Origin of the sequence: Alicyclobacillus sendaiensis NBRC 100866 (assembly GCF_001552675.1) — a bacterium.
Lineage (GTDB): Bacteria > Bacillota > Bacilli > Alicyclobacillales > Alicyclobacillaceae > Alicyclobacillus > Alicyclobacillus sendaiensis.
Genome location: NZ_BCRQ01000089.1, coordinates 1 through 7,612 on the forward strand (window position 1 = coordinate 1; position 7,612 = coordinate 7,612).

At 63.4% G+C, this 7,612-nt stretch carries 6 protein-coding genes; all 6 read left to right on the forward strand.

Features of this window, described 5'->3' with window-relative positions; translation table 11 throughout:
* The first annotated feature begins 189 nt into the window (after window positions 1–189).
* The 6 genes from AS26_RS12855 to AS26_RS12880 all read left to right on the forward strand — a co-directional run bounded on the left by AS26_RS12855 (window position 190) and on the right by AS26_RS12880 (window position 7,544).
* Window positions 190–807, forward strand: a complete 618-nt coding sequence (locus AS26_RS12855; protein ID WP_062310333.1) for a class D sortase — start codon at window positions 190–192, stop codon at window positions 805–807.
* Between the two features lie 184 nt (window positions 808–991).
* Window positions 992–2,692, forward strand: coding sequence for an ABC1 kinase family protein (locus AS26_RS12860; protein ID WP_062310334.1), 1,701 nt, complete (start codon window positions 992–994; stop codon window positions 2,690–2,692).
* 21 nt (window positions 2,693–2,713) lie between these two features.
* On the forward strand, window positions 2,714–3,184 hold the full coding sequence (locus tag AS26_RS12865) for a hypothetical protein (protein WP_062310336.1): 471 nt from the start codon (window positions 2,714–2,716) through the stop codon (window positions 3,182–3,184).
* Entirely contained in the window at window positions 3,175–4,707 is a 1,533-nt protein-coding gene (locus AS26_RS12870; protein WP_062310339.1) for an aldehyde dehydrogenase family protein, read from the forward strand. Before AS26_RS12865 ends, AS26_RS12870 begins: the two co-directional genes overlap by 10 nt.
* 29 nt (window positions 4,708–4,736) lie before the next feature.
* Window positions 4,737–5,927 (forward strand): iron-containing alcohol dehydrogenase, encoded by a 1,191-nt coding sequence (locus tag AS26_RS12875; protein ID WP_062310342.1) that lies wholly within the window; start codon window positions 4,737–4,739, stop codon window positions 5,925–5,927.
* 210 nt (window positions 5,928–6,137) lie between these two features.
* On the forward strand, window positions 6,138–7,544 hold the full coding sequence (locus tag AS26_RS12880; RefSeq protein WP_062310345.1) for an S-layer homology domain-containing protein: 1,407 nt from the start codon (window positions 6,138–6,140) through the stop codon (window positions 7,542–7,544).
* The last annotated feature ends 68 nt before the right edge of the window (window positions 7,545–7,612 follow it).

Below are 7,612 nucleotides of genomic sequence, written 5' to 3' on the forward strand. Positions count from 1 at the left end.
CCCCGGTCACATCATCGTCTCCGCGCGACTACCTCAGGGGACGACCACGGGGCTCTTGCCTCAGACGTCCACGCGGCTGCCACTTTGGATCGCCCTGGGCCTCGCGCTTCTCATGCTCGGCGGAGGTTCGGCCGTCCCGGTGTGGCGTTGCACGCGACGTTTCTTGGTGTGAACGGTGAGGCGAGGGGGATGAAGGCGAACGTCAAACGGCGGCTCGCGCTCGCGGCGCGGGCCGTTCCGCTTCTTATCGCTTTATCGGGGGCCGTCATCGCAGGAGATGCTGGATGGGCGTACCTGTGGGAGACAGTTTGGGTCAACAAGCGCCCGCTGCCGCTGTACCAACCCCCGGTGCGTCCTCGCTCGCATGGCGCAGATGCCCCGCTTTGGGTGCCTCCGCCGCGAAACGGGGAGAAAATCGGGGAACTCGTGTTCCCGGCTCAGCGCGTGCAAGTGCCTGTGGTGCAAGGCGACACGTGGGCCGATCTCGCCCTCGGCGCCGGGCACGATCCGTCCACCGCGCTCCCCGGGCAGGGATCGAACGTCTACGTGGCCGGGCATCGTGACACCGTCTTCCGCGTCCTGAGCCGGATTCACGTGGGCGATCGCGTCGAGTTTCAGACGCCCTACGGGACATTCACGTACCGGGTGACATGGACGCAGATCGTCCCTCCGACAGACACCTTGGTGACGGGGCCCACACCGCGCGAAACGCTGACCCTGCAAACGTGTTGGCCCTTCGACTACTTCGGATTTGCGCCTCTCCGCTTCATCGTGCACACGCGCTTCGTGTCGGGCCCCCAATCCTGACGTTTGCCTTTCGCCTCCCCCCTCGTTCTGGGGGGTGCCTCCCGAATTCCCCCGGTTCTCGGGATATAGGCAGACGATTCGGGATTGTATACTCCAAGAAAAATGAGCGTCGTGTGAGCCGTCCCACGCGCAGGCCGGCCGGGCTTGTGCGGGAGGCAGGGCGAATTGTGAGGGGGTGCGTCAGATGGCGGTTGCGTTGAACACGGAAGAACGAAACGAGCTGGCCCGTGCACGGAGATATATCGAGCGAGAGCGCCGCAAGATCACGCCGAGCAAGCGTCAGCGCGAGGTGGTGAAAGCGCTTGTAAAACACGGCGTGCTGCACGCGCTTCGCGACAGGAGCCGGGATGAGGAGGCCCGCCAGCGCCTCTTGGGGCAACGCCTGCGGGCGGCCTTTGAAGAGCTGGGGCCCACGTTCATCAAGCTGGGCCAGGTCATCATGACGCGGCAGGAGCTTTTGCCCGAAGCGGTGACGGCGGAACTCGCGCTCCTCCTCGACAGCGTACCCCCGCTGCCCTTTCACTACATGATGGCCGTGCTCGAGGACGAGATTCCCAACTGGGCCGAGGTGTTTCGCTGGATCGACCCGAATCCGCTCGGCTCGGCGTCGCTGGCGCAGGTGTATCGGGCGCAGCTTGCCGACGGCCGCATGGCGGCGGTCAAGATTGTGCGGCCCCTCGTCGACAAGCTGTTCCAGGTCGACATCAACAACGTGCGCAAGCTCGTGCGGCGCCTGCAGAAGTTGCTGCCGCCGCAGCTCGAAGTGTCGCTGGATCTCAATGGCATCATTGAGGACTACTACAGCAGCACCATGAACGAACTCGACCTCCGCCGCGAGGCCGAGATTATGGAAGAGCAGCGGGGGATGGTCGCGGAGTTCGAGACGCTGTACATCCCCGAGGTCTACCACGTGACCGAGCGCGTGCTCGTGATGGAATTCATCGACGGGTGGAACCTGAAGGATTTCCCGGTCGACTTTTTCACCTTTGAAGAGCGCCTCGAACGCATGACCGATCTCGCACATTACTACGTGAAAGCGTTTGTCGAGGGCAACTATCACGCAGATCCGCACGCGTCCAACCTCATGGTGGACCGCCGGACCAAGCGGATTGCCATCTTGGACTGGGGGCTCGTCGGCCGCATGGACGCCGCGCACACGGAGGCCATCTTCCGGATGCTCATGCACGTGCGCGTGAACCAGCAGGAGGACGCCATCGAAGCGCTGCTCGACATCTACGAACCCACGCGATACACGGATCTCGTCCGCCTGCGCGATCAGCTGCGCTCGCTTCTCATCCATTACACCAACAGCACGCAGGCGAGCTACTACAACTGGGGCAACCTCCTGCTCAGCACTATCGTCATCGCGGCCCGCAACTACTGCCGCATCCCAAACGGCCTGGCGCTTTGGACGAAGGGATTCTCGGCGGCCGAAGGCACCGCGCGCTGGCTCTGCCCGGAAATCTCCTACCACCAACTCGTCGAGATCGCCGACGTGCAAATTCTCAGGCGCTGGATGATGCGCCGGTTCAACTACCACACGAACGCGAGCTTTGCGGCGGAATTCGCCAAGCTGACCGCGACCCTACCGCGGCGCCTGAACAAGATCCTCGAGCACTTCGAGTGGAATGACTTCCGAGTCAATTTGGACGCGCAATTGTCCCACCAGGCCGTGCGCACGCTCCACCGCGTGGTGAACAAGCTCCTCCTCGCCACGATGTCCGGGACGTTCTTCCTCGGCGGCGCCATCTTGCTCGCCTTTGCCGACACGCGGCCTGTGGTGCACGGCGGCATCGTCGATCTCGGCTGGGGTGGCGTGGCGGCGAGCGTGGCGCTCGGGCTGTCAGCGCTGTGGAGCACCATCCGATCGAAGAAGCGAATCTAACCGGCAGCGGAGGAGATGTGTATGGCGGTGCAATTTCAGTCGAAGGAGCCGATGCCTATCCGCGGTGGCGGGGAGGAGCCGACCGGCCTGTCGCGCGAGGCGCAGGAGCAGCTCACGATGCAAAAGCGCATCGAGGCGTTTTACCGCCAATCCGGCGGGCCGAACAATCCTGACATCCCAAAAATCCTCGAGAAGCACCTGCTCTACGGGCGCGATCACGGCCCCAAGGGCAAGCGCGAGACGCTCGAAGACGCCCTGCGCGACATGATTGCCCAGGATTATTCCAACCAGATTCTGTTCAAGTGGTTCATGCAGTGGCGCATGGAGCGGCAGAAGCAGGCCCAGGCGGATCGCGCGGAACTCGCGCGGATTCGCGGCGAGATGGAATCGCTCAAGCAGCAGGTGGAAGCGCTTCGCGCGCTGATAGAGGAGCACATCGTCTCGCAGCAGGCGGTGTCGCACCGGGCAGAGGAGGGCAAACCATGGTCATGACCACTGTGAAACTCCCTGAGTATGGGATGTTCATCGACGGCGAGTACACGCCTGCCGAAAGCGGCGAGATGTTTGAGGTCATCAACCCGGCGAATGGCCAGCCCTGCGCGCGGGTGGCGAAGTCGGACGCGCGCGACGTCGACCGCGCCCTGCGCAGCGCGCGGCGCGCGTTCGAGTCTGGCGAGTGGTCGCGAGCCAAACCCGACGAGCGGGCGAAGGTCCTGATGCGCTTTGCGGACGAGATCGTCGCGCACGCGCAGGAGATTGCGTTTCTGGAGATCTTGACCTCCGGGGCGACGGTCCGGCGGGTATCGAACGCCGACCTGTTGCTCATCGTGGATCTGCTCCAGCAGACGGCGAAGTTTGCGCAGGAGTACGAGTACGCGAAGACGTTGCCCCTGCGGCCCTTCCCGCAGCCGAGCCACAACCAGGTGTGGCGCGAGCCGGTGGGCGTGTGCGCGGGGATCACGGCGTGGAACTATCCCCTCATCCTCGCCATGTGGAAGCTGGCGCCCGCGCTCGCGATGGGCAATTCCATCGTCATCAAGCCGGCCTCTAACACGCCTTTGTCGACGCTCAAGCTGGCGGAACTCGCCGTCAAAGCGGGTCTGCCCAAGGGCGTGTTCAACGTGGTGACCGGGCCAGGTTCGTCTGTGGGCGAGGCGCTCGTCACCCATCCCGAGGTCGACAAAATTGCCTTCACGGGCTCGACCCAGGTGGGCAAGCGCATCATGCAGCTCGCCGCTCAAGGGGTCAAGCGCGTGACGCTCGAGCTCGGCGGCAAATCCCCGGCCATCGTGCTGCCGGACGTCGATCTCGACCTGGCCATCCCGGGCATCCTGTTCGGCGTCTTTTTGCACAGCGGTCAGGTGTGCGAGTGCGGCACGCGCGTCATCGTCCACGAGGCCATTTACGAAGACGTCGTCCAGCGCCTGGCGGAGACCGCTTCGCGCATTCGGATCGGCAACCCGCTCGACGAGAAGGTCGGCATGGGCCCCATCATCTCGGAGACGCAGCTCAAAACCATCCTCGGCTACATTGAGTCCGGGAAGCAGGAAGGGGCCCGCCTGGTCTGCGGCGGATCGCGCGCCAACGTGCCCGGGCTCGAGGGCGGCTATTTCGTGGAGCCGACCATCTTCGCCGATGTAGACAACCGCATGAAAATTGCGCAGGAAGAGATTTTCGGCCCCGTTCTCGCCGTGATGAAGGCGAAGGACGTCGACGAGGCCATCCGCCTCGCCAACGACACCGTCTACGGCTTGGCGGGGGGCGTCTGGTCGCGCGATCTCAACCAAGCCTACCGCGTGGCGCGCGAGATTCGCGCAGGAACCATCTGGGTCAACGATTGGCACATGTTCCGCAGCGACGCGCCGTTCGGCGGCTACAAGATGAGCGGTTTCGGGCGCGAAATCGGCCGCTACGCGCTCGACGAATACACGCAGCTCAAGCACGTTCACGCGTCGCTCGTACACGAGGTCGAAAACCGCCATTGGTACTCCATCGTCCTGCCCGACAGGGCGTGACGCATCGACGACTGCGAGGAGGTCCTCCCATGCCCTACGTTCGATCTGGATTCCAATTCATGGCGCGCACCACCATCACGAACGGCGTCGGCTCGCGCGTCCTTCTGCCCGAGACCATCCGCGGGCTCGGCGGCAAGCGGGCCTTCCTGGTCACCGATCCCGGCCTCGTCCGCGCCGGGCTGCTCGACAAAATTCTCGAGTTGTTCGATCTCGTCCCCACGCCCGTCACCATCGCCGGCGTGTTCGATCGCGTCGAACAGGACGCGAAGGCGCACATCATCAACGAGGCGGCGCGCGCCTACCGCGAGTGCGCGGCCGACAGCCTCATCGCGCTGGGCGGGGGCAGCGTGCTCGACACCGTCAAAGGCATCAAGTGGATGGCGAGCCGCGGGCTTACGGACATCCGCCCGTCGCTCATCGGCAATGTGCTCGAGATGTGGCCCGACGCGCAGCCCATCTTCATCCCGCACGTGGCGCTGCCCACCACCGCCGGCACCGGGGCCGAGGCCTCGCCCATCGCCGTCGTGTTCCACGACGATCTCGGCGTGAAGGTGAATCTCATCAATCCGTTTATCAACGCGGATATCGCCATTCTCGATCCGGAGCTCACCGTCGGCCTGCCGCCCAGCATCACCGCGTTCACCGGCTTTGACGCGCTGACGCACGCCATCGAGGGCTTCTTTTCGCCGCAGGCCAACCCGTTCACCGACGCGTACGCCATCCAGTCCGCGCGCATGATCTTCGAAAACCTGCCCAAGGCCGTGGCGAACGGGCAAGATCTCACGGCGCGCGCCAACATGCTGATGGCGAGCACCATGGCCATCATCAGCTTCAGCCTCGCGTTGAACGCGATTCCCGTGCACAACATGGCCCACGCGTTCGGCGCAAAGTTCGGCATCCCGCACGGCCTCGCGAACGCCGTGTTGTTGCCGAACGTCATGGCCGCCATGCCGGCCTTCTACCGCCCGCGCGTGCGGGAGTTCATGGCGGCTGTCGGCTTCGACGCGCCGTCCGATCCCGATGCCGCGCTCGAGGCGTTGATCCAACGCATCCGCGACCTGCGCGAACAGGTCGGCCTGCCCGCGACGTTCGCCGATTACCAGCTTGACAAGCGCCAGCTCGGCAAGATGGTGGATCTCGTCCACGCCGATCCCTCCGGCGTCGTCTACCGCCTGCCGGACGCCATCATCCAGCGCGTGACGCGGGAAGTCGCGAGCTGAGGCGAGCCCACTCCCTGCGGCTGTTTGGTCCCCTATCCTCCACTTAAAGCGGCGATCTCGCCTGGTTGAAAGGCGGGATCGCCGCTCTGTTTCAGGCCGTGAGTCAGGTGCGACTGAACAGAAGATACTTGAAATTTGTTCTTCCAGATCACTGGGTTCTCGGGCTAGAATGAGTTGTCACGACTTCCAATTGCGAAGGGGGTTCTCGAGATGGGAAAGAAGAGACAGGTGGGTTCTGCGCTGGCTGTTGCTTTGGCCCTCTCCGCTTGTGTTCCGATGGCGGTGAGCGCGGATGCCGTGGAAACCAAGGGTGCCTTTCTCCGGTTGTTGTTGCAACAAGCATCGGTGAAGCCGGATCCGTCCGGCCGGTCCCCCTATGTGGATGTACCTGCGCGCTCCACGCTGTGGGGATATGTGCACAAGGCGATCGAGCTCGGGCTCGTGAAGGCGGATACCGCCAAACGGTTTGGCACCGGCGATCCACTGACGGCCGCCCAGGCTGCGGAGATGGCAGCCAAGCTGTACCACATGAATTTGGGCACCGTGTCTCCCGTGGCGTGGGCACGTGAAGAAGGGCTGATGACAGAGGCGGGACCCATGACCGTGTCACAGGCGACGGCGTTCTTGAATGGCCTGCGGCAATTGGCCAAGGCGGTGGGCCCCATTCCTGGCTCCTGGATGTTATCCTCCACGGAGCGGCAAGAATTCCTGGAGGCCCTTCAAAACTCGAGACAAGCTCCGTTCATTCAGTTCACGGCAACCGTAAATGAGGCCTTCAAAGTGGAGCTTGCTCCGGCACTCCAGAGCCAACCGGGCATTCAATCGGAACTCAACCAGTTGGACCAAGCGCTGAACAAGAACGTTTTTCAAATGACGCTGTCTGCACAGCAAATGCGCACGGGTTCGCAGGTGTACGCTGTGGCCGAGGCAACAGACCACATGGGTGCGAAGACAAGCACAGCGCAAGAGGTCGACGACGATGGCGTCCTTTACTTGCAGACAAACGGTTCGGGTTGGACAAACGTCACCCATGCTGAGGGCGCGTCTGCGCAATACGTGCCTGAGTGGCAAGGGGTGTTTACGAACGTCACGTGGGCGGGGCAGAATGGCGGCTTGGATGTGTTTCACGCGCAGCTCAATCCAGCGGCGATGGCTCGCATTGCGAATGCATTAGGCCAAATGGGCGCGACGAATGCTTCGGCGCAAAGCGATGCTCAGATATTCGGACACGTGCCAGGACAGGTCGTCATCGAGATCGACCGTTCGTCGGGCGCGCCGCGCATTGCCGATCTCGCTGTCTCCTACGACATTCCGCTGTCTGAATCAGCGCTCGTTTCCACATTCGGCAAGGACGGGGCCAAAATGATTCGCTCCTTCGACGTGTTGATATCGGAGAAGGCGGTCTATCAGTATCAGCCGTTGGTGCCGACGTTGCCGCCGGGTCTCCATCTATCCGACTGGCCGACGTCGGCCGGCGTGGGTGGTGGCACCGCCGGAAACACTACGGGGAACGCGACCGGGAATGCCACCGGGAACGCAACCGGAAATGCAACCGGAAATGCAACCGGAAATGCAACCGGAAATGCAACCGGAAATGCAACCGGAAATGCCCTTTGAGTCGACGGGGCGCGGTTCAAAAACAGCCGCGCCCCGCGCCGCGCATGGCCCCGTTCTTCCCCATATCG